The following is a 20216-nucleotide window of genomic DNA, read 5'->3' as shown; positions in this document are numbered from 1 at the left end:
TTGATATGTTTAAGCAAGTTTTATCTAGCTTTGGCTTACAAGGCGTACAAGTCGATACCATTTTAACTACCCCGCATTTGCAAGTGGGTCAAGCCCTACAAGGTGCAATTCATTTTAAAGGCGCAAGTAGTAGCAAGCGTATTAATGCCATTTCCCTTGAGCTGATGACCATGGTAGAGGTGGAAAGTGGCGAGCATGAATCACGTCAGGCGCAATGTATTGCCCGTTGGCCCATGAGTGGTGCCTTTGATTTGCTTGCCGAGCAAACGCATCAATGTCCGTTTAATTTAATGCTACCGTTTGAAACGCCCATCACTCAGCTCAATTGTCATTACAATCACACCCAAGTATGGCTACATACCCATTTAGATATTGATTGGGCGATTGATGCCCACGATGATGATGCCTTGGCAATTTATCCAAGCCCGCCTATGCAAGCTTTGATCACGGCGCTTGAGCAATGTGGTTTAAGTTTATATTCAGCCGATGTTGAACGCGGTCAATTACGTGGTGGACATTTTCAATCTACCATTGGTTGTTATCAAGAATTAGAATTTCGTCCCAATGCATGGCTGAGCAATTTAAACGAACTTGAAGTGTCTTTTGTCACTACGGCTCAACAGACCCATGTCTTGTTTGAAGTTGATCGTAAAATGCGTGGTGATCATTACCAAACCTTAAGCTTGCCACATACAGCCATTGATATCGCAAGCTTAACGGGGCATTTAAAACAACTTTTAGGCTTATAAGCATTCAAGCAGTTGTTTAAAATGTTGAATACGGGCTTTTGGATTGGCGGCGCTAATTTCTGCCTCTGAGCCATATCCGTATTCAACTGCAATGGTTTCTATGCCATGACGACGTGCACCTAAAATATCGTATTCACGATCGCCCACCATTAAGCATTCTTTAGGGTTTAACTGCTGCTCAGCTAAAATATATTCAATTAAGTCGCCCTTATTGGTACGCTCGCCAGTTAACTCACTGCCATAAATTTCTTTAAAATAAGGGCTTAATTTAAAGTGCGCTAAAATTTGCTTGGCGTAAATGGTCGGTTTAGCAGTGGCGACAAATAAAGTAAAACCGCCTTGTGTTAAGCGTGCTAAAGTTTGTGCGACATCAGGATAGACTTGGTTTTCAAATAAACCTGTAACCGAAAAACGCTCCCGATAGCCCAATAAGGCTTGTTCAGCCAAATCATCATCTGCTGCAACATTTAAAATTTTAGCCAAAGATGCCTTTAAAGGCGGTCCAATAATCCAATCTAAATTTTCGCTTTCGGCAATAGGATGACCCACTTTGGCCAAGCCATAACGTGCCGAGGTGGTAATTCCTACTTTTGGATCCGTTAAAGTTCCATCTAAATCGAGCAAAATATTTTTAAGCACTACACGCCCCGAACATCACAAAGTTGCCTATACTAGCGCAATTTTAAATTGAAAGGACTGCCCCGTGCGCGCGACTGTACTTTGTTTTTCTGGTCTTGACCCTTCAGGTGGGGCAGGTTTACAGGCTGATATTGAAGCGATTGGTGCAAGCGGTGCGCATGCGGCAATTGCCTGTACTGCGCTCACTGTGCAAAACTCCCAACAAGTGTTTGGTTTTGAAGCCACCAGCAAAGAATTACTGTTGGCACAAGCCAATGCTGTGGTGCAAGACTTACCCATTCGTTGTGTAAAGTCAGGGATGCTTGGCACTACGGATAATATTGCAGCTTTGGCAGATTTTCTGCGTGCTCATCCTGAATATAGTTATGTGCTCGATCCGGTATTAGTGGCCAATAGCGGTGGTTCACTTGGTAATCAAGCAACCTTAGTTAAGGCATTTGTTGAGTTAATTCCACTAGCCAGCATTATTACTCCCAATACGGTAGAACTACGTGCTTTAACCGGTGAAGAAGATTTAGAACAAGCAACCCAAAAGCTATTTGCAATGGGTGCGCATGCTGTATTGGTCAAAGGTGGGCATGAAGATACCCCCGATTACATTCAAAACACCTTATACATTGCCGGCCAACAAGTGGCACAAAGCCGCTGCCCACGTTTAGAAGGTGAATATCATGGCTCAGGTTGCTCGCTTGCGAGTTTTATTGCAGGTCGCTTAGCCCAAGATGAAACACTACAAGATGCAGTACAACAGGCTGAACAGTGGTTGTTTGAGGTCCTGCAACACGCCGAAATTCCCGTGATAGGCGGTCAACGTATTCCCAAACGTTTTTAAATAAAAGCCCGTCAATTACGGGCTTTTTTGTTGATGTTGTTCAGCATATTTACGTTTTAAATTTTCGATATGCAATTGATCAGTTGCTTGGTTTTGGGGTAATGCGCTCTTTTGTAAATGGGCATAAATAGCAGCTACTTCGTCTAAAGCCATAATTTGGGTACGAAAAGTTTTAACATAATGCATCCACTGCCCGCCTGACACAACGTGCGCTGGCATCTCATACTTAAATTGGCTTTTACCATTAAAAACAATCACTGAATGCAACGCGTATGGCGCAATATGTCCTTTTAATAAATCCCCAAGCACACTGATATGCTTTTTATTTTGGAAAATTGGATTTTGAAAGGTTTGTTTAGAATTAGGTAAGCATTGCGTCCAGACTTTACTGTCTTTACTGCCAAAAATCAGACCTGCATAATGTTTGGTTTCTATAACAAAAATGCCATATGGACTGATGAGAATATGATCCACCTGAGTTGAACCATTGGCTTGATCTATAAAAGTACAATTATTTAATAAAAGATACTCATCACCAAAGTGTTGCTGATATTGTTCGATGACCAATTGCTCACCTTTCTGCCCTTTTTCTTGAGCGCGACTCGGTGCATCATGCGCAGGTGTTTTTTTGTGGGTGTTTTTCTTCCACAATAAGAATAAAAACAGTATAACAATCAGACCAAGAATAAGAGCAGAAAATGACATATCAAAATCCTTATATTGAAACGTGTTCTAAAGCGAGTAAAAATTTCTTATTGTTGATTCCACTTGAAAATCCAACCAACTGACCACTTGCCCCAATCACACGATGACAAGGAATCATAATTAAAATTGGATTTTTAGCATTGGCACTACCCACTGCACGGCATGCTTTAGGCTGCTGAATGATCTGTGCTTGTTGTTGATAGCTTCGGATATGCCCATAAGGAATATGTGTTAAAGCCTGCCAACACTTTTGTTGAAATGGCGTGCCTTGAGGTGCTAAAGGTACTGTAAAATTCTGGCGTAGTCCTTGAAAGTACTCGTCTAACTGTTGTTGGGCTTGCTGTAAAATTGCATGCTTGGCCACCTTACTTGCGTCAAAATGCGCTAAGCGAGCATCATTTTTTAGTAGCAGTGCAACCAAAGCATTTTCCTGTGCCACTAAACACAGTACTCAAATCGGCGAAGCATAATCACAAGAAACGTACATAACACAAAGCTGCTGATATTTTTATCAATATAGCTTAAAAGCGATGCAATGTGCAGCTTGGCGTGTGGCCAGATTAATCGCACCCTGTACCTAAAATTTATTTTTTAATCCATCAACTCAGTACAGTGAGCGCACTTAAATCAGAAGATCATTTGATGACATAAATAAATTGCTATATACATCGACAGCAATTTTTTAAATAAAAAAAATCGTGCAATGTCTACATCACACGATTTTAAAATTTTAAGAGGATAATTTCATCAGTAATAAGCCAGACACAATGAGCACCGCAGCTAAAAAACGCATGGGGGTCACAGGCTCACCTAAAACCAAAATCCCTAATACAAAAGCCCCCACCGCACCAATGCCGGTCCAAATGGTATAAGCTGTGCCAAGTGGTAAAGTTTTCATGGAATATGCCAATAAGCCAAAACTTAATAACATAAACACCATCGTCACTAGACTGGGGGTCAGTTTGGTAAAGCCGTCTGACAGTTTCATACTGTAGGCCCATACCACTTCAAAAATACCCGCCAAAATAAGAATCACCCAGGCCATATTGCCCTCCTCCTTTAATAGAGTCAGGCCGTCCTGACGATTTTTCTTGTTTAAATTTTATGTTTAAACAAGGGAGGTCGTTCCTCCTTACTCAAATCTGATATTTAGCAGCCAAGCGCACCAATACAGGGCAATTTAGATCAAGCCTATCCAAAACGTAGCATAAACTTCAGATTAGGCCCAATTTTAGCTTGATACGAACTTCGTTGTTAAGGGATTAGCTTAATAGGCTCAATTTTACTTAAAAAGTGCCCTACAATAAAGCATCCAATGCCAAAAAAAGAGCGCCAAAGCGCTCTTGATTTAGACCAGCCTTTAAACCTGTTGGCTGCCCACTAAAGCCAACTCAGCACGCATTTTTTCAATCACCGCTTGATAATCAGGTTGACCAAAAATTGCCGAACCTGCAACAAACATATCCGCACCCGCTTCTGCAATTTCACGAATATTGGCAGGAGTAACACCACCGTCTACCTCTAAACGAATATCACGCCCTGATGCATCAATCATCTTGCGTGCTTGACGTAATTTTTCCAATGTCATTGGAATGAATTTTTGACCACCAAAGCCTGGGTTCACACTCATCAATAACACTTGATCCACTTTATCCAATACATAGTCAAGATAATGTAATGGCGTGGCTGGGTTAAACACTAAACCTGCTTTAGCGCCACCTGATTGAATTAACTGTAAAGAGCGATCAATATGATCTGATGCTTCTGGGTGGAAGGTAATAATATCTGCACCGGCCTCTAAGAAATCACCAATCATACGATCTACAGGCTTGACCATTAAATGTACATCAATGGGTGCTTGAATACCGTATTTTTTAAGCGCTTTACATACGCCTGCACCAAATGTGAGGTTAGGTACATAATGGTTGTCCATCACATCAAAATGGACCACATCGGCACCTGCCGCCAATACATTTTCAACCTCTTCACCCAAACGGGCAAAATCAGCAGACAAAATAGATGGTGCAATTAAATATGGCTTGGACATTGGAGTACCTGGCTGTGTCAATATTAAAAACAAGCTCGATTATAACAAATTCTCGCCAAAATGCGTTGTTGGCTGATTCGATCTGATGGACTACATTTACATAACGCAGCGTTGCAATTGGCAACTAGGCAGTACTTAAAGTCATCCTTAAACTGTAAAGCTATCTTAATGAGCACAAAGTATGCAAACCACAACCCAACTTGGCACCACAGAAGCTGCCCGTATTGCCAAACGTTTATTGAATCATTGGAAACATAAATTTGAAGTCCAATACAATGAGCAACACATGCTGATTTTAATGCCTGACTATACCATTACCCTTACACCACAGGCTGCGTGTTTAGAGGTGCAAATTGCAAGTCAGGTTGAAGATTTTAGCCATATTCAAAAAGTAGTAATTGATCATTTAAATCGTATGGCACACACTGAATTTAGCGTCACTTGGCATGAAAAAAGAGGCTAAGCGCCTCTTTTTTAAGATTGTAATTGCACGGCGTGATACTGCAAGTGATCATCAATAAAACTTTGGATAAAGTAATAACCATGATCATAGCCTTGATGCTCACGCAGGGTGAGCTTTTGACCCACGCTGTCACAAGCCGCTTGAAATTGTGCTGGATTAAGCTGACTATAAAACTGATCTTTTAGACCTTGATCAATTAAAATATCACTAAATAAAGGCCCTTTTTGTGAAATTAAAGCGCTTGCATCATGGGCTAACCACGCTTCACGGTCTTCACCTAGATAATGAGAAAAAGCTTTTTCACCCCAAGGACATTGGCTCGGGGCACAAATCGGGGCAAAGGCTGAGACAGATTTAAATTTTTCAGGGAACTTGAGCGCCAAAGTCAAAGCACCATGTCCACCCATCGAATGACCGAAAATACCGATCTTGCCTGATGCCACGTTAAATTCACTTTCTACCAAAGCATATAATTCATCTGCAATCAAACTTTGCATTTGATAATGCTCAGCCCAAGGGGCTTGAGTGGCATTAATATAAAAGCCTGCACCTTGACCTAAATCCCAATGATCACCTTGTGCCACATCATCACCACGCGGCGAGGTATCAGGGGTCACCAAAATTAAACCCAACTGTGCTGCTAAGCGCTGTGCATGCGCTTTAATGGCAAAGGTTTCTTCATTACAGGTTAAACCTGCCAAATAAAATAATGCCGGACACGCCTGTCCATTTAAGGCTTGTGGTGGTAAAAAAATTCCAAATTTGCTGTCTTTTTTTAAGCTTTTTGAGGCAAAGCTATAAATTCTTTGTTGGCCCAAGAAGCATTGATTGCTTTGTAAAAGTTGCATGAATTATCCTTTTAAGGTGCAGCTTGTTTTGCTGGAAACAGACGTTGCTCAAGTTGTGGCAACATCAGTTGCATATTTTTGCCCATGACCCATTGTGGCTCAGAAGGCTCAAAGCCTTGCGCTGTTTCCCATCTTGCCACAGTTTCTTTGGCTTGCAAAAAAGCACTTTCAAAATCATGTTGCTCGCGCATGGCTTCATCAAACAAAGCGCGCCCAAAGTAGGTGTAATCCGCTTCATTGCTACACCCAAATGATTCACGATCTGCTGCTGATGCGGTAATTACCAAGGTATTTTCATTTTGTAAAGCTGATACAAAACTGCCTGAAAAACACGATGAGATCACAATCACCCGCCAACGAATACCGGCTTTATCTAAAGTATCGCGTAACCATGTCGGTTCTACATAAGCTAAATCAATTGGTGCATTTTCCAGTTCAAATTGCTGTGGCAAGCCATGCGAGGTCATATATAAAAACAACACATCACTGTCACGGTTCATTTGCTGACCAATACGTTTAAGTGCCAATTCAATACTGGTTTTCGAGGCAATCGGCTGCGTTTCGAGGGTACTTGGATGATTGATCAATACCATAGAGCGACCAAACGTACCAAAACGGGTGTCAAACTGTTCGCGAATACGCTCAACTTCCGATTTAAACACCTCTTGATAACTTGCCCCTGCCACCCCTAAAAAATACCAATGGCTTTGTGCAAATTCACCAAATTGAATGCTTTCTAGTGCTTGATTGAGCACTTTAGGTTGTGCATAAAGCGTGGCTTCACTGATGCTTGGCGGTAATTGCTCGACTTTCCAAATCGGTTGGCTTTTGGCAGAAATTTGCCACACCACTAAGGTGAATAAGGTGGCAACCATAATTAAAGCACGTTCCCACCATGGCCATTTTAGCTCGCGGGCAAAGACCCATACCACCGCCAAGCTTTGCCAAACAAACAGCACCATAAATAAAGCAGGCAAATAGTCATAAAATAGATACGGCAGCCAATCCATCATGCCTAAATACTGAATCAGGCTTTGCAATAGCGCCACATGCGTATCAAGCACTAACCACAATAAGGCAGGCACCAACATTAAGCGTGGGTTATTAATGCGTTGCGAGAGAAAAATTCCCACCATTAAGGCAATAAATGGCCATAGCGCATAACTGACCAAGCCTTGTGAGTTAAATTCTCCCACCTCGCCGGCACTGAGCCATGCAAATAAGGTATTGGCACAGCCGCCTAAAATGCCCCAAATAATTAATTGGGCAATAGAGGGACGCACAATTTGTAAGGCACGGCGTGATCCTACAAACAACCACATACCGGCCACTTGGTTGCTTTTAAAATCGTGCCAAAAATTAATGGAAGGTTTAAAGTCGATCATGGAATTATCTATGCAATGCCTGCCAAAGGTGCGCGATGAAGTGTATGCCGAATGGCAGTTTTATCAATGCTATAAACTACTATATAACACAACAATGTTTAAAAATGCAGCAATTAAACCTACAGTTCATGTTGAAAATAAGCATCAAAACGACAAGCATCGCCCAGCCATTGTTGCTCGGTACTTTGTCCTGCTAAAAACACCGCAAGACGTGGGCGTTTCACCACCACACGTTTGGCAATTTTTTGCGCCAATGGCAACAAATGATCACCCAAATCCATTTCACCATCCTCAGGTAACAGCATATGCAACAGTTGCATCTGTTTTTTTACCTGTGCTTGTTTTTTGGCTGCATTTTGATTTTGGTCACGCTGTGGAAACATAGGATCCAAATACACCACATCCACCACTTGCGCTAAATTTGCCTGCTGAGCTAAATAATCAGCTGAATCACTAAATACCAAGCTAATTCTTGCTGCTGCAGCATGTAAGATTTTATCGTCTAAAGCACGTTGTTGGGTATCTTCAAGTAGAGTGAATAAAATCGGGTGACGCTCTACCAAAGTAACATGCGCGCCTAAATGTGCCATCAGTAAACTGTCATGCCCCAAGCCTGCGGTGGCATCAATCAGGCGTGGCTTTTCAGACACGTTGCATGCTCGAGCAATCATTTCTGATTTTAACGAAGCACGTTTTAGACGACCAGTTTCGCCTTTCCAATCGGGTTGCATTTTCATGCCATTGGCTGCCAACCATAAACCGTCTTGATCAACACATAAGGCTAACTCAGGATTTAAGCGCAAAAAACGTGGTCCGAGTTTTTCAATGACGTCTATCGCTACACTCACGCCACGTGTGCCAAGCACAGCCGCATAATGCTGTGCTTGATCGACACAGGTCTGTTCTGTGTATAAGCGTAAAGCAGCGCTTACCATAAGGTCCAACCTGTCCATGCAAATAATAAGATCGCAAGTCCTGATACAATACGATACCAGGCAAACACCACGAAATCACGTTTAGCCACATAGGCCACTAACGCACGAATGAGCAGCAATGCCGAAACAAAAGAAACCAGCAAACCAACACCAATCACGGTCCAATCTGCTGCTCCGTCAAATACATGGTAACTTTGATAAAGATCTAATAAACCTGCACCTACAATTACTGGAATACCTAAGAAGAACGAAAATTCAGTGGCGGCTTTACGTGATACACCCAAGAACATGGCACCAATAATAGTAGCCCCTGAACGTGATGTCCCTGGAATTAATGACAATACTTGAATTAATCCAATCCAAATGGCATCTTTGATGCTTAAGTCTTCTACTTCTTGGGCGCGCACTTGGGGTGGATTTTTTTCAATCCAAATAATAATCAGACCACCCACAATCAAACCAATGGCAATCGCAATGTCATTAAACAACAAGGCTTTCACGGTTTGACCAAACGTTAAGCCGACCAACATAATTGGAATCGAAGCTAAAATTAAACCAATGCCTAAACGGCGTCCTTGTGGTTCACCGCTAACAATACCGGTGGCTGCACCCCAAAGACGTGCCCAGTATTCATAAATCACCGCGGCAATTGCACCCATTTGAATGGCAATCACAAACACATCGCTTTTTTCTTTGCTCCAAAAGTTCATGAGCTCGGCGGCTAAAATTAAATGACCGGTACTCGAAATGGGCAGGAATTCAGTAATCCCCTCCACAATCCCCATAATGGCTGCTTTTAATAGCAGTAAAAGATCCATAATATTTACCTAAATTATGCTTTGCCTTGCTCAGGAATTTTTTTCCACGCATCATCACGAAGATACACAGGCAATGCCAATTCAGCACTGACCCACTGTTGTTGCAATGCCGCTTGGCGCGCAATGCTGGCAATATCTTGTGCTGTAGCATCAATGCCTTGATGTTCGGTTGCTGTTGCGTCCACTAACACACTGCCCGAACCCACCAAAGTAAATGGCTGAACTGCTTTTGCTTGGTCATAACTGAGAAGTTGCTCTTGATCTACCGCTTGCATAATGCCGTGTTCATCTAGCTTAAAGCTGGCGATATACACTTCATTCATACGGGCATCAATCACGGCGGTAACCGCAGTTAAACCCGCTAAACGATAAGCCGCTTGCGCTAAAGCTTGCAAAGTAGATACAGGCACCACAGGTAAATCATTGGCCCATGCCAAAGCCTGTGCCACCGCAGCATTAATACGTACGCCACTAAATGAACCCGGACCACGACTAAACGCAATTGCAGTCAGCTCACTTGCTGGAATGTTAGCCTGTAATAACGCCTGCTCAATCATCGGCAAAATGGTTTGCGTTTGAGCTCTGGCGCGGGAGTCTAAATCAAAAAATACGTCTTGGGTGTCATCCACCATGCAGACGGAACACTGCTGATTGGCAGTTTCGAGTGCCAGCAATTTCATGCCAAACCTTTGTTTTAAAATATATGAGAATGGCGGCTATGATACTCCACTGCTGAAAACTTGGCGATACGCGCTACAAAAAAGCCCAACGCTTAACATTGGCTTTTTCCAGTTTTATGCTGAGCAGCGGTTTTATTTTTTAATTTTAAATGCCGGTGAATTGAGTAAAAATGGCCATTCTTTACGATAGTCCAAACCATATTGAAACAAAGACACCAACATGCGTGCTGTTAAGCCCCAAATAATCTCATTTTCTAAACGAAAACTTGGAAAATACAAAGATTGATGTTGATAACGCACTTCATACGGAATGGGTTGCGCCTCTAACATTTTGCGCAATGAAACATAAAAAATACGATCAATTTCGGTCGGTTGTGGCACAAGGGCTAAGTTAGGTGGAATAAAACCTACTACAGGTTTAACCAACATACCATTACGGGCTTTTTGCATGGGTAAATCGCCAATGAGTTCTACATCAAAAGGATTTAAACCGGTTTCTTCTTGTGCTTCACGTAAGGCTACCACAATATTACTGGTATCTTGTGGGTCGCGCTTGCCCCCCGGAAATGAAACCTCTCCCGGATGACTATTTAAATACACCGAACGGCGTGTCAGCAGCACTTTAGGCTCAGCTTCTTGCGTAATGGCAATTAAAACTGCCGCTTGCGCTTGGCGCACCCGTTTTGAAAAGCGTAAGCGTTGTTGGAGTAATAACGTCAGTTCACGATCATCCATGTCGTTGGCTCTACGTCCTAATTGAAGGGATTAAACAGCATCATAGCTGAATTTTTATTCTAAAGGATAGCGTGATCAGATGATGCAGAGGGGCTTTTTTTACGCTATTCTGAACGCATCACTTTATCCTTGATGATGAATATGAACTTTTGTAGCAACTGCGGACAAAAAACCGTCGAAAAAATTCCTTTAGGCGACCACCAAGTACGTCAGGTGTGTAGCAGTTGCGGCACGATTCATTATGTTAATCCCAAAGTCATTTGTGGCGCTTTAGTGATTCATCAAGATAAAGTCTTATTGTGTCGCCGTGCCATTGAGCCACGCTATGGCTTATGGACGTTACCTGCCGGCTACATGGAATTGTTTGAAACCATGGAGCAAGGTGCAGCCCGCGAAACACGTGAAGAAGCAGAAGCGGAAGTGACCATTGAGCAATTGTACTGCATGTACAATATTCCACGAATTGGTCAAATTTATGTGTTGTTTAAAGCCCAATTAATGGATGGAAAATTTGGTGCCGGCGAAGAAACCATTGAATCACGTTTATTTAGTGAAGATGAAATTCCATGGGAACAATTGGCTTTCCCAAGCGTAGAACGCACTTTACGTCATTATTTTACTGACCGCAAAACACAGCAATTTGAGATGCACCTAGAAACCTTAGGCTCACGTTTAGATCATACCGGTTAAGATTGTTTAAAACTCCAACAAGGGCAGCTTAAGCCACTAAAAATGCGCTGTTTGGTTACGCTTATGACACTGCATCTTGATAAATTTCGCTACACTAGGCGTCTCTTTGTCGCCTATGTAGATTTATGAGCCACGCTGCTGTTTTTTCCCAACGACTTTGTGCCTTACAAAGCCCTGCTGAGTTAATTAATCGACTGCATCTGTTAGATCCTTTGATCTATTTATATAATCAAGGTCAGGCAGTAATTGGTTGTTTTCCTGAACAGTACTGTGTGTTACAGCCACACGGCATGCAATATTTTCAAGCAACGGGCTTAAATGAGTATAGTCAAAGCGCAGCACAAGATTTTAGCGCCCTGATTCAAAGCACAACCATCAGCACTGATCAAAAATGCTTTACCGGTGGTGTGATGGGGTTTATCAGTTATGATCACGGCGCAGCACAAGCGATTCAACTTCAACACAAGTCTCAACCAAGTTTACTCTTAGCCATGTGTCACAGTTATATCAGTTTAGAACACGATGGATGGTATTTTAACAGTAGCAATCACCATGCCCAAGCGCAGTTTGATTATCTACAACAATTACTACAACAACAGCCTCAACTTGAGTTTTGTTTAACGCAAGCTTGCCAAGCACGTTGGAGCAAAGCTGAGTACAGCCACGCCTTTAGTCAAGTGCAAGATTATATTGTGGCAGGTGATTGCTACCAAATTAACCTAACGCAAGAATTTGTAGGACAAGCCCAAGGGCGCTTACTTGCCAGTGCAGAAAAATTTTGGCAGCTGACCCAAGCGCCTTATGCAGGTTATTTAAGAAGTGGTGATTTTGAATTGCTCAGTTGCTCACCGGAGCTTTTTATTGAGTTTAATGCCAATCGTAATATTGTAACTAAACCCATTAAAGGCACCATGCCACGTTTTCAAGACCCTGAGCAGGATCAAGCCTCTAAACAGCAATTGATTAACTCTGAAAAAGATCGTGCCGAAAATGTCATGATTGTGGATTTATTGCGGAATGATTTAAGTGTTTATGCGGAAGTTGGCAGCGTTAAAACACCAAAATTATTTAATATCGAAAGCTTTAAGCAAGTCCATCATATGGTCAGTGAAATTACTGCAACTTTAAAAACTGATGTCAAACCCTTTGATGTTTTAATGTCTGCTTTACCGGGTGGCTCAATTACAGGTGCACCTAAAATTCGAGCCATGCAAATTATTGATGAATTAGAACAACAACCACGAGGCGCTTATTGCGGTTCGATGGGGTATTTTAATTTTGATGGTACAGGCAGTTGGAATATCCTGATTCGTTCTATTCAAAAGTATCAAGAGCAGTTGTCATTGTGGGCAGGCGGTGGCATTACCATTGCCTCAGAAGTTGATGCCGAATATCAAGAATGTTTTGATAAAGTCGAAGCCTTGTTGAATTTACTCAACACATGGCATCAAGCCAATTAAATAAAAAAAGCGAACAAGATGTTCGCTTTTTTTTAAGGTTTAAGCCCATTCAATCAGAAACTTTAAGCCAAAATCTCATTTTTTAAGGTATCGACCAAACGTTGGTTTTGCTCATCTGTACCCACAGTAATACGTAGGTACTGATTAATACGTGGCTTATTAAAATAACGCACAATAATGCCACGTTCACGCAATTGGCTGGCTAACTCGCCTGCATCTTGGCTAGGAAGCGTTGCAAAAATAAAGTTTGCACTCGATGGCAAGACCTTAAAGCCTAATTGCGTCAGTTGCTCAACTAAATGCTCACGACTGGCAATCACTTTGGCATTTTGTGCTGCAAAGTACGCCTGATCTTCAAAAGATGCCACCGCAGCTGCAATGGCAAAACGATCTATCGGATATGAGTTAAAGCTATTTTTAACCGCTTCTAAAGCTGCAATTAAATGTGGCTGGGCAATGGCAAAACCTACGCGTAAACCCGCCAATGAGCGCGATTTTGAAGTGGTTTGGCACACTACAAGGTTGTCGTATTTTGCAACCAAACTCACCGCAGATTCAGCCCCAAAATCAACATAGGCTTCATCAATCACCACCACCGAGTTTGGATTGGCTTGTAAAATCTCTTCGATTTTGGCTAAGCCTAAATCAATACTTGTTGGTGCATTGGGGTTGGTAATGATAATCCCGCCATTTGGCTGTTTATAATCATCGACCACAATCTCAAACTGATCATTTAAAGGTAAAACTTTGGTGTCTACCCCAAAGAATTGGCTATAGACAGGATAAAAACTATAAGTAATATCTGGATATAGCAGGGGTAACTCTTGCACAAAAAATGCTTTAAAAATATGCGCTAAGACTTCATCTGAACCATTACCGACAAAAACCTGCTCAACAGGCACCTTCTGTTGCTTGGCAATGGCAGCTTTTAACTCAGATGCATCAGGGTCTGGATATAAACGTAACGCATCCGCTGAATTGGCTAAAACGTGTTGTACCGCCTCTACCACTTTTGGTGATGGCGGATACGGGTTTTCATTGGTATTTAATTTTAATAAATTTTGGATTTTTGGTTGTTCGCCCGGTACATACGGTTCAAGCTCACGTACCGCAGGACTCCAAAAACGCATTTGTTCTGTCGTAATGTTTGACATGCTAAATAATTCTCTTTTTGCTCATGCACTCGTCGTGACATCGAACATCAGTATATAAATAAGATAGCTGCATTTGCCCTACAATTAAGGGCAAATCATTGCCACATGTTTATTGATAACGGTAACGTGCCGAACGGGCATGGGCATCTAAATTTTCTTGTTGCGCTAAAATATCAGCAGTACGTGCTAAGGTTTTTACACCCTCTTTTGAGCACATAATTAAGCTTGAACGCTTTTGGAAATCATAAACACCCAGTGGCGATGAAAAACGTGCTGTACCTGAAGTCGGTAACACATGGTTCGGGCCTGCGCAGTAATCGCCAATTGCTTCAGGGGTATAACGCCCCATAAAGATCGCACCGGCATGACGAATGTCTTCGGCCATCGCTTCGGCATCATCTAAACATAGCTCTAAGTGTTCAGGCGCAACTTGGTTAATTAATTCAATCGCTTCTTGACGATCTTTCACCAAAACCAATGCACCACGATTGGCAATCGAAGTACGTGCAATCTCAGCTTTTGGCAATGCAGCTAAGTGCGTTTCAATGGCTTGTGCAACGTCATTTAAAAGCTGCTCATCTGGGGTAATAAATACCGCTTGTGCTACTGTGTCATGTTCAGCCTGCGACAAAAGATCCATAGCTAACCATTCGGGATTATTTTCACCTTCTGCATAAACTAAAATTTCAGAAGGTCCGGCAATCATATCAATACCGACTTGACCAAATACCGCACGTTTAGCCGCAGCCACAAAACGGTTACCCGGTCCTGTAATTTTATCTACAGACGGAACAGTTTGTGTACCATAAGCCAATGCCGCTACTGCTTGTGCGCCACCAATGGTAAATACACGCGTCACACCCGCTAAATACGCTGCTGCCAACACCAAAGGATTAAGCTCACCATTGGGTGCCGGTACTACCATAATAATTTCAGGTACACCTGCCACATGTGCAGGAACAGCGTTCATCAGCACAGATGATGGATAAGAGGCTAAACCACCCGGTACATAAATCCCCACACGATCAAGCGGGGTTACTTTTTGACCTAAAGTATTACCTAAAGCATCAACATAGGTCCAACCGTCTTGTTTTTGTGCTTGGTGGAATTCACAAATACGATTGGCTGCAAGTTCGAGTGCTTCACGTACTTCTGTGCTTAAACCCTCAAATGCTGCTTTAAGTTGTGCTTGGGTCAGTTCAAGATCTGAAAATTGATGCGCAGGATGTCGATCGAACTGTTGTGTTAACTTAAGAACATGAGCGTCGCCATACTGACGAACATCAGCAATGATTTGATCTACAGTCTTTAATAATTCAGGATCGCTAACAGTCTCAAAAGCCAACAAATCTGCAAAAACTTGTTTAAAGTTTTGATCTTGAGTCGATAAACGTCGCATCAATTTACCCACAAAATGTCTAGAAGAAAAGTTTAGTTTACCTGTTTTCATGCACTTTGTGGGTATCTATCTGTGTAGTTTCATTGGAAATAGCGGTCATTCAAATTGATAAATAACACCTAATTGTTCAATTATAAAAAAACCGCCTCTGAGGGCGGTTTTTTTAACACACATGCTTTAGGCGTTTGTTGCAGCTTCACGCTCGGCAACCGCTTTTTCAAGCTGCGCTAGAATTGGATTTAATAAGTCTTGCTTACGTTTAAAACTGGCTTTATTGACAATTAAACGCGAAGAAACTTTGCAAATTTCCTCTAATGGCTCAAGACCATTGGCACGTAAAGTATTACCCGTATCTACTACGTCCACAATGTAATCCCCTAAACCGACCAATGGCGCTAATTCCATTGAACCGTAAAGTTTAATTACATCCACTTGCTCGCCTAAGCTTGCATAGTATTGACGGGTTAAATTGACATATTTGGTGGCAATTTTTAAACGACCTTTTGGACGTTCCATGCCCACCTTACCTGCAGTCATGAGCTTACAGTTGGCAATTTTTAAATCGAGTGGTTCATAGACATTTTGCGCACCATGCTCCATCAAGACATCTTTACCTGCCACACCTAAATCCGCTGCGCCATTTTCTACGTAAGTTGGAACATCAGATGCACGTAAAATTAAAATACGAACCTGTTTATGCGTGGTCGGGAAAATTAATTTACGCGACTTATCTGGGTCTTCTAAAAGATTAATCCCTGCTGTTTCAAGCAAAGGTAAGGTTTCTTTTAAAATACGACCTTTACTCAAGGCCAAAGTCAAACCATGATCAAAATTGCCCATTACGTCAAAGTTTGGATCATCGTTTCTCATATCGCTCATTAACTTTACTCGCTCACTCGCTTAATTTTGGCACCTAAGCCTTGTAATTTTGCTTCAACATGTTCATAACCACGGTCAATATGATAAATGCGGTCAATCAATGTTTCTCCGTCTGCTGCTAATGCTGCTAAGACCAAAGAAAATGAAGCACGTAGATCTGTTGCCATCACAGGTGCAGCAGAAAGTTGTTCTACCCCTGTGACGACCGCATCATTGCCTTCAACCTGAATATTGGCACCCATACGTGACAATTCAGGGACATGCATAAAGCGGTTTTCAAAAATGGTTTCCGAAATCGTTGCAAAGCCACGCGCAATTGAGTTCACTGCCATCAGTTGCGCTTGCATATCCGTTGGAAATTCTGGATGAGGCAAAGTACGAAAGCTCACCGCTTTGGGACGTTTGCCCTGCATATCCAGTTCAATCCAATCATCACCACGGGTGACTTCTGCACCCATTTCTTCAAATTTATCCAGTACTGCTTCTAATAAACTTGGATCGGTGTGGGTGGTTTTAACTCGACCACCAGTCATGGCCGCTGCTGCTAAATATGAACCGGTTTCGATACGATCAGCCACAACAGCATATTCACAACCATGTAGGCTCTCAACACCTGTCACCACTAAGGTGTCGGTGTCTAAACCTTCAATTTTAGCGCCCATTTTAATCAGCATTTGCGCTAAATCGGTAATTTCAGGTTCACGCGCCGCGTTACGGATGGTGGTGACACCATCAGCCAAAACCGCAGCGGTTAAAATGTTTTCGGTACCGCCAACAGTGACCATATCAAAGACAACTTCGCCACCTTTTAAGCGACCATCGACTTCCGCCAATACATAGCCGTTTTCTACTTCTATCTTGGCACCTAAAGCTTCTAATGCTTTTAAATGTTGATCGACAGGACGCGAACCAATGGCACAGCCACCCGGCAATGATACTTTGGCACTGCCATAGCGTGCCAGCAAAGGTCCTAGTACCAAGATTGAGGCACGCATGGTACGTACCAACTCATAAGGCGCAAATTGGTTATTGAGGCTTGAGGTGTCCGCTTTAACAGTTTCACCCTCATAGGTGATATCTACACCAAGACCTGCAATAAGTTGCACCAAGGTGTTCACATCTTTAAGATTAGGCACATTGGTCAGAGTAATGGGTGTATCAGCTAAAATAGTTGCAGCAAGTAAAGGTAAAGCTGCGTTTTTTGCACCTGAAATGCGTACTTCACCTTCGAGCTTAGTACCACCTTGAATTAAGAATTTATCCATTAACGAATTAAGCTCCGAAAAGACTAGCTTTACGCCATTCTTCTTTGGTCATTGCACGAATGGTCACAGCATGCACTTCACCACTGGCAATATAAGAGTTTAGCGGTGCATAAACAGCTTGTTGACGTGCAACCGGGCGTTTTCCTTCAAATTGCTCATCCACAATACGAAGGTCAAATTTTCCGCCTTGCCCACTTACTGCAACTTCAGCTTCAGGAAAAGCAGCTTTTAAAATATCTGTGAGCTGATCACTATTCATTGCAAAGACCTCTTATATTGGATCAAGGGTGTAAAAACCTGTCATTCTACTATAAATGCTTAAAATAATTCATTAACCATACACATTATAACTATAAAAAAAGAGGTTTAAAAAAACCTCTTTTTTAGCCTTTAAGCCTTAAGGTACAGCAACTTGATATTCCAATTTAGATTCACGGTATTTTTCAAGCTGACGTTTAAGCTTTTCAGTCATTTTTTTAATCGAACTATACATATCATCTGCTGTAGCTTGTGCAAAAAGCTCCGCCCCCGGTACACGAATAATCGCTTCAGCAATATGATTACTACTGCCTTTTTTAGAGCGTTTATCCACCTGATGATCCTTACTCAACTTAACTTGCATACTACTAACCTGATCCAAATGTTTAGTCAATTGAAAAAACTGAGCGCGGATATTGTCTTCAATGGCAGGGGTAATACTCAAATGATGACCACGAATTGTAATTTGCATAGTTCTATCCCTCTTGATCTAGGATGAAGTACGTTGCAGACGCTAAATCAGTTAAAGTCTGCGCTTATGGGTCATTATGTTGTCATAATGTACCTTTACAATTACCGCACTTTAAAATTTAGATCAATACTTTTCTTTCAGAAGACGACGGAATATTTAACGATTCACGGTATTTGGCCACTGTTCTACGTGCCACATCAATACCTTCTTGTTGCAATAAAGTCGCTATGGCATTGTCTGATAAGGGTTTACGACTATTTTCTTCACTGACTAATTTTTTAATCTTGGCACGAATTGCTGTTGAAGATGCCTCCCCTCCTGATGCAGTACCCACATGACTTGAAAAGAAATATTTCAATTCAAACAAACCGCGTGGGGTTAGCATGTATTTATTGGTTGTCACACGAGAAACCGTGGATTCATGTAATTCAACTTCTGCAGCAATATCACGCAATACCAAAGGTTTCATACCTTCAGCGCCAATTTCTAAAAACGCTTTTTGATGTTCAACAATCGCCGTGGCAACCTTTAATAAGGTTTTATGACGCTCATCAATCCCCTTAATAAAGTTCTTGGCCTCAAGCATTTGATTGCGTAAATATTGGTTATCGTCACTTTGATCTGCACGACGAATCATATTAGCGTAAAAGGAATTCACTTTGAGTTTTGGCACAATATCGGGATTCAGCTGCACTTGCCACATCTCATTTTTTTTGGCCACCACAACATCTGGAATTTGATAATCTGACTCTTTATTTTCAAAATCTAAACCCGGATGCGGTTTAAGGGTTTTTAGCAAATCAATTGCAGCTTTCAACTGCTGTGGATTGAGACCAGTTTGCTTAGTGAGTTTAGATAAATCATTGCAAATTAATAATTCATAATGTTGTAGCAAAGTTAGCGCTTGCCCACGATATGGGGTATTTATAGGCAACACCTCCAATTGAATGCTTAAACACTCAGCCAAATGGCGCGAGCCCACCCCCACAGGGTCAAGACGTTGTAAATGTTTGAGTACGGCAACCACCTCATCATCTTCAACCTCATCGTCATAATCCATAGACTGCAAAAGATGTTGTACTGAAGCAGTAATTTCTGCAATTTCTGCGTCTAAAAAACCTTTTTCATCTAATGAATCTACCAAACAATAGGCAATTAATTGATCTATTTGACTAAAATTTAATAAGTTAATTTGCTCAAGCATATGCTCACTTAAGCCTAAATGCCCTTGCCGATTATCCTCACGTTCTTCAAAATCGGCTGCACCTAGACTGGTTGGCTGATGGGTATAAACATCGTCCCAATCTGTATCTACAGGCAAGTCATCGGGTAAATGGTTAGCATTGAGCTCATTGGTTAAGTCTTTGTTATCTGATTCTTTTTCTACATTTACTAGATTTTCTGATGTATTTTGCTCTTCAATTTTCTCTAATAATGGGTTACTTTCAAGTTGCAATTGAATTTCTTGCTCTAGCTCTAAACTTGATAATTGCAATAAACGAATGGCTTGTTGCAATTGTGGCGTTAAAGAAAGCGAGTTTGAAACTTTTAATCCAACTGATAACCGCATAACCTTTTATCCTCATTATTTTTTCGCAGCTTCATTAAGCAATTTTTATGCCTATTTTATTTTTTATAACACGATTAATTTACTTTTCATACGATTTTATCAAGCCATGTTAATGTTTATTTAAAAAAGGCAGACTAAAAATCTAATAGATATAAAATTCTGATGAATATCAGTATAGAAAGGTAGGCAAAAAATGATTTCATACAAATTTCAGGCATAAAAAAAGGCCCCCT

At 41.6% G+C, this 20216-nt stretch carries 23 protein-coding genes; 5 read left to right on the top strand and 18 right to left on the bottom strand.

Going from position 1 to position 20216, the window contains the following annotated elements; all coding sequences use genetic code 11:
• The first annotated feature begins 5 nt into the window (after positions 1 to 5).
• Entirely contained in the window at positions 6 to 749 is a 744-nt protein-coding gene (locus Q0Z55_RS10345) for a sporulation protein (RefSeq protein WP_297428068.1), read from the top strand.
• Here the strand turns inward: Q0Z55_RS10345 and Q0Z55_RS10340 are convergent.
• Positions 744 to 1388 (bottom strand): HAD-IA family hydrolase, encoded by a 645-nt coding sequence (locus Q0Z55_RS10340; protein ID WP_297428065.1) that lies wholly within the window; start codon positions 1386 to 1388, stop codon positions 744 to 746. The genes Q0Z55_RS10345 and Q0Z55_RS10340 overlap by 6 nt on opposite strands.
• A gap of 64 nt (positions 1389 to 1452) precedes the next feature.
• Here Q0Z55_RS10340 and Q0Z55_RS10335 point away from each other — a divergent pair, with 64 nt between their 5' ends.
• Positions 1453 to 2220 carry a hydroxymethylpyrimidine/phosphomethylpyrimidine kinase gene (locus Q0Z55_RS10335; protein ID WP_297428062.1) on the top strand — a complete coding sequence of 256 codons (768 nt, stop codon included), beginning with the start codon at positions 1453 to 1455 and terminating at the stop codon, positions 2218 to 2220.
• Between the two features lie 15 nt (positions 2221 to 2235).
• Here the strand turns inward: Q0Z55_RS10335 and Q0Z55_RS10330 are convergent, their stop codons facing one another.
• The 4 genes from Q0Z55_RS10330 to rpe form a co-directional block, all read right to left on the bottom strand.
• Complete coding sequence (locus Q0Z55_RS10330; RefSeq protein WP_297428059.1) at positions 2236 to 2925, bottom strand: nuclease-related domain-containing protein; 690 nt, start codon at positions 2923 to 2925, stop codon at positions 2236 to 2238.
• Between the two features lie 10 nt (positions 2926 to 2935).
• Positions 2936 to 3373, bottom strand: a complete 438-nt coding sequence (locus tag Q0Z55_RS10325; RefSeq protein WP_297428092.1) for a methylated-DNA--[protein]-cysteine S-methyltransferase — start codon at positions 3371 to 3373, stop codon at positions 2936 to 2938.
• 282 nt (positions 3374 to 3655) lie between these two features.
• Entirely contained in the window at positions 3656 to 3970 is a 315-nt protein-coding gene (sugE, locus tag Q0Z55_RS10320; RefSeq protein WP_297428057.1) for a quaternary ammonium compound efflux SMR transporter SugE, read from the bottom strand.
• 315 nt (positions 3971 to 4285) lie between these two features.
• Entirely contained in the window at positions 4286 to 4972 is a 687-nt protein-coding gene (rpe, locus tag Q0Z55_RS10315) for a ribulose-phosphate 3-epimerase (RefSeq protein ID WP_297428054.1), read from the bottom strand.
• 181 nt (positions 4973 to 5153) lie between these two features.
• Between rpe and Q0Z55_RS10310 the strand changes: the two genes are divergently transcribed.
• Positions 5154 to 5435 (top strand): DUF2218 domain-containing protein, encoded by a 282-nt coding sequence (locus Q0Z55_RS10310; RefSeq protein WP_297428051.1) that lies wholly within the window; start codon positions 5154 to 5156, stop codon positions 5433 to 5435.
• Positions 5436 to 5446: 11 nt separating this feature from the next.
• Here Q0Z55_RS10310 and fghA read toward each other — a convergent pair whose 3' ends face one another.
• The 6 genes from fghA to Q0Z55_RS10280 form a co-directional block, all read right to left on the bottom strand.
• A complete protein-coding gene (gene fghA, locus Q0Z55_RS10305; RefSeq protein ID WP_297428048.1) occupies positions 5447 to 6283 on the bottom strand; it encodes an S-formylglutathione hydrolase in 837 nt (278 codons plus the stop codon).
• An 11-nt stretch (positions 6284 to 6294) separates the two neighbouring features.
• Positions 6295 to 7668, bottom strand: a complete 1374-nt coding sequence (locus Q0Z55_RS10300; protein ID WP_297428045.1) for a C13 family peptidase — start codon at positions 7666 to 7668, stop codon at positions 6295 to 6297.
• A gap of 119 nt (positions 7669 to 7787) precedes the next feature.
• Complete coding sequence (locus Q0Z55_RS10295) at positions 7788 to 8603, bottom strand: class I SAM-dependent methyltransferase (RefSeq protein WP_297428042.1); 816 nt, start codon at positions 8601 to 8603, stop codon at positions 7788 to 7790.
• Positions 8597 to 9421: an undecaprenyl-diphosphate phosphatase gene (locus Q0Z55_RS10290; protein WP_297428037.1), complete on the bottom strand. Its 825-nt coding sequence runs from the start codon at positions 9419 to 9421 to the stop codon at positions 8597 to 8599. The genes Q0Z55_RS10295 and Q0Z55_RS10290 overlap by 7 nt, the downstream gene beginning before the upstream one ends.
• A gap of 14 nt (positions 9422 to 9435) precedes the next feature.
• Positions 9436 to 10101, bottom strand: coding sequence for a tRNA (adenosine(37)-N6)-threonylcarbamoyltransferase complex dimerization subunit type 1 TsaB (gene tsaB, locus Q0Z55_RS10285; RefSeq protein WP_297428034.1), 666 nt, complete (start codon positions 10099 to 10101; stop codon positions 9436 to 9438).
• A 132-nt stretch (positions 10102 to 10233) separates the two neighbouring features.
• Positions 10234 to 10836 carry a CoA pyrophosphatase gene (locus tag Q0Z55_RS10280; RefSeq protein ID WP_297428031.1) on the bottom strand — a complete coding sequence of 201 codons (603 nt, stop codon included), beginning with the start codon at positions 10834 to 10836 and terminating at the stop codon, positions 10234 to 10236.
• Positions 10837 to 10977: 141 nt separating this feature from the next.
• On the opposite strand from Q0Z55_RS10280, the gene Q0Z55_RS10275 reads away from it, so the two are divergent.
• Positions 10978 to 11526 (top strand): NUDIX hydrolase, encoded by a 549-nt coding sequence (locus Q0Z55_RS10275; protein ID WP_297428028.1) that lies wholly within the window; start codon positions 10978 to 10980, stop codon positions 11524 to 11526.
• A gap of 125 nt (positions 11527 to 11651) precedes the next feature.
• Complete coding sequence (gene pabB / locus Q0Z55_RS10270) at positions 11652 to 12986, top strand: aminodeoxychorismate synthase component I (RefSeq protein ID WP_297428025.1); 1335 nt, start codon at positions 11652 to 11654, stop codon at positions 12984 to 12986.
• Positions 12987 to 13048: 62 nt separating this feature from the next.
• On the opposite strand, the gene hisC is transcribed toward pabB, so the two are convergent.
• The 7 genes from hisC to Q0Z55_RS10235 form a co-directional block, all read right to left on the bottom strand.
• A complete protein-coding gene (gene hisC / locus Q0Z55_RS10265) occupies positions 13049 to 14140 on the bottom strand; it encodes a histidinol-phosphate transaminase (RefSeq protein WP_297428024.1) in 1092 nt (363 codons plus the stop codon).
• Positions 14141 to 14249: 109 nt separating this feature from the next.
• Positions 14250 to 15551, bottom strand: a complete 1302-nt coding sequence (hisD, locus tag Q0Z55_RS10260; RefSeq protein WP_297428021.1) for a histidinol dehydrogenase — start codon at positions 15549 to 15551, stop codon at positions 14250 to 14252.
• A gap of 165 nt (positions 15552 to 15716) precedes the next feature.
• Positions 15717 to 16418 (bottom strand): ATP phosphoribosyltransferase, encoded by a 702-nt coding sequence (hisG, locus tag Q0Z55_RS10255; RefSeq protein WP_297428018.1) that lies wholly within the window; start codon positions 16416 to 16418, stop codon positions 15717 to 15719.
• A gap of 5 nt (positions 16419 to 16423) precedes the next feature.
• Positions 16424 to 17683 carry a UDP-N-acetylglucosamine 1-carboxyvinyltransferase gene (gene murA, locus Q0Z55_RS10250; RefSeq protein WP_297428015.1) on the bottom strand — a complete coding sequence of 420 codons (1260 nt, stop codon included), beginning with the start codon at positions 17681 to 17683 and terminating at the stop codon, positions 16424 to 16426.
• Between the two features lie 7 nt (positions 17684 to 17690).
• Positions 17691 to 17942 (bottom strand): BolA family iron metabolism protein IbaG, encoded by a 252-nt coding sequence (gene ibaG / locus Q0Z55_RS10245; RefSeq protein ID WP_297428012.1) that lies wholly within the window; start codon positions 17940 to 17942, stop codon positions 17691 to 17693.
• Positions 17943 to 18080: 138 nt separating this feature from the next.
• Positions 18081 to 18413, bottom strand: coding sequence for a ribosome-associated translation inhibitor RaiA (gene raiA, locus Q0Z55_RS10240; protein WP_297428009.1), 333 nt, complete (start codon positions 18411 to 18413; stop codon positions 18081 to 18083).
• Between the two features lie 118 nt (positions 18414 to 18531).
• A complete protein-coding gene (locus Q0Z55_RS10235) occupies positions 18532 to 19983 on the bottom strand; it encodes an RNA polymerase factor sigma-54 (RefSeq protein WP_297428006.1) in 1452 nt (483 codons plus the stop codon).
• Positions 19984 to 20216: the final 233 nt, after the last annotated feature.

Source organism: uncultured Acinetobacter sp. (assembly GCF_947626835.1).
In the GTDB taxonomy this organism is placed as follows: Bacteria; Pseudomonadota; Gammaproteobacteria; order Pseudomonadales; family Moraxellaceae; genus Acinetobacter.
This window is presented reverse-complemented; position numbering and strand designations above follow the sequence as displayed.